General features: G+C 32.1%; 1 protein-coding gene and 1 pseudogene. One reads left to right on the top strand and one right to left on the bottom strand.

The annotated features are described in order from the left end of the window. Positions 1 to 385, top strand: a pseudogene (locus tag H529_RS10900) (transposase); the annotation flags it as partial. 26 nt (positions 386 to 411) lie between these two features. On the opposite strand, the gene H529_RS0109360 reads toward H529_RS10900, so the two are convergent. Continuing rightward, on the bottom strand, positions 412 to 1,590 hold the full coding sequence (locus H529_RS0109360; protein ID WP_022856226.1) for a cation:proton antiporter: 1,179 nt from the start codon (positions 1,588 to 1,590) through the stop codon (positions 412 to 414). Positions 1,591 to 2,664: the final 1,074 nt, after the last annotated feature.

Below are 2,664 nucleotides of genomic sequence, written 5' to 3'. Positions count from 1 at the left end.
TTATTTATAATATCATCGGGATAGATATGGAGGGAAGAAAAAATTTACTTTCTTATTACATTTATTTTGGTTCAGAGACGAAGGAGGACTGGCTCCAGATACTTAATGATTTGATAAAGAGGGGAGTTAAGAGGGTTATGGTAATAGTGAGTGATGATTTTCCTGGCCTTGCTCAAGCCATAAAAGCCCTTTTTCCTGAGACAGATCATCAGCTTTGTTTTGTACACATGCAAAGGAACATCAACAGGAACATGTCTAAGCAGGATGCTAAAAAATTTTATGAGGAGTTAAGCATTAAAAACCACTTCCTTTAATTAAGTCTGCTTTATACGAATTGAGGCAAATGTTTGTAAAGAGATTTTATAAGGAGACACAACTCTCTTGACAAGTGTCGCGGCTGGACTTTTTTCTTTAAGTTGTTGTGTCATTTTTCTGTGATGTCATAAGTCCAATCATCATTACTAACGCTGTCAAAATGATAACTTGAATAATTAATGATTTATTTACAATGGGTATTCTCTGTGTTTCATGAATAGATAGAAAAAGTAAGATTGTAATAAGTCCTCTTGGTGCTATGAATAATAAAGGTTTCAATGGAAGATTAGATATTTTCAGTTGAATTGCCCGCAACATAAAAATACCAAAAACAATTCCCACTGCCAAAATCATAGTTTCGGTATTTAAAACTACAGATGTTTCAGTTAAGTAACCAAATAATATGAAAAATAATGATCTAATTAAAAATACTATCTCAGTTGTAAATTCTTTGAATTTTTTTACCTCTTTGCATAACTCGTCTAGTTTACAGAATTTTTCAATCCATTTCAAATGCTTTAATTTGTCAAGATTACCGATAAATAGTCCAAATACTAGAATTAAAATAAGCGCTGGTAAGTGGTAAATTTTGGAAACAGCGTAAATTAAAATTACAAGCAGAATAATAGGCATGAGCTTTACATGATATTCAATTTTGCTCAAGATGAATGAAAGTCCGATAGTGGCAACAAATGATATAATTATAATGATTAGAAGCTGTAAACCGAAATGTCCAAATGAATAAACGTCAAAATTGTCATTAAGAGCTACGAAATTGAAAAATAAAACGCCCAAAATGTCTGAGAAGCTACTTTCGTAAATTATAAATTCTCTGTAGGAGGATGTTAAATTTCTTGCACTTGGAATTGCAATGGCACTGCTTATTACGCAAAGTGGAATAACATTAATCAAACTATCTTTAATTGAAAATTGTCCGGAATAATGAAACAAATAAGCAAGTGAAAATGCTAAAACAAGCATTGGGATTAACGAACCTAAAAAAGATTTGATTATAAGTTTGATTTTGGATTTGTTAAGTTCAAGTTCTAATGAAGCTTCAAGGACAATAAGAATCAGTCCAATTGTCCCAAGCACGGGTAATATTGCTGAGAAGTCGGGAAGCTGAACGTCCAAAAAAATTGTTATTTGTCTAATCACCCAACCTAACAGTGGTAAAACTATTACAGAAGGAATTTTTGTCCGTGAAGATGTAATGTCCAACAGATAAGCAATTAAGAGTAAGCAAGAAATTGTTATTATAATAGTCAGTGTCATAACAATTTATCTCCTTTATACATAGCTTTAGCACATAAGTTAAACGAAAATTATATCACACACCATAAGCTGTACGAGTTCAATACATAGTGAACACATAAGTTAAAAAAAATTATATCACACACCATAAGCAATGTCCGCAGGTGTTTTATAAGCAAGTGAATAATGGGGCCTTTTTTAAGTTCTCCTCAAGATATTCTGCAAACCTAAGGCTTCTTCTTCTGAAACTTTCTTCAGATGTTTTTATTATAACAAAAAGGTCTAAATCAGAGGTTAAACTCACTTCACCCATAGCAAACGAGGCAAAGACTATAAGCGCTGAGAGATTGTTTCCAAAGTAAGCAAATTTTCATACAAAACTTTTCCAAAAGGTTTCTGCTCTGAAAAAAAGATTGATCATCGTATTTTACTTTCCTTCTTTTACTTACAATTTTACACAATTATACACTTAAGGTTGTATATGATAACCTTTTATCATCTATTACAGATTTTACTTCTCTTTGGTTATAAAGCAATTTTTCTTAGTTCAATAAATAGTTTAGAATTTACTTAGTTGGTAAGTTTTCTTAAAAAACATAAAGATGGTCTGCAAAGAACCATATATTGTCGGATATGGGGCAAAATATAAGGGTAAAAAGTTTAACAAATATTCAAAAATTCATTTTTTAAGCGGTTTAACTCAAAATACTATGTCCCTGAAACAGATATTAGTTAGATCATTATTCTCTCACGGTAAAAGTGACCTCCATCGTGTTCTGCAAAGTCTACTTCTATATAGCCTAACCCCCCTTGAGCATACTTCCCAAAATCAGCTGAAATCGGAACTTGATGATAGATGACCAGGAACTCTTTTTAGGGTTCCAAGGGAAATAAGTTTTAGTTTCGTTGATAATATTGGTGGAATAATGTTTTAAGTGTCCTTCTTTGAGTAAAGTATCAATGGTAAGAGGGACAACAGGGTAAAGTCTTTTATCACAGGGACAAAGAAGGATTTTCCAGCAGATTTTAATGATTTCTTGATGGAGGATATGGTATTTGGAAGCGTTTTTTAGCAGTTTCTTTTAAGACCTGGGT

Source organism: Thermodesulfobacterium thermophilum DSM 1276, assembly GCF_000421605.1.
Classification (GTDB): Bacteria; Desulfobacterota; Thermodesulfobacteria; order Thermodesulfobacteriales; family Thermodesulfobacteriaceae; genus Thermodesulfobacterium; species Thermodesulfobacterium thermophilum.
The sequence above is the reverse complement of the archived record's forward strand: the minus strand, read 5'-3'. Positions and strand labels throughout refer to the sequence as shown.

What these genes read in the sequence shown, in the direction of transcription:
- H529_RS0109360 (WP_022856226.1), bottom strand. Translation starts at nt 1,590, where the DNA reads ATGACACTGACTATTATAATAACAATTTCTTGCTTACTCTTAATTGCT.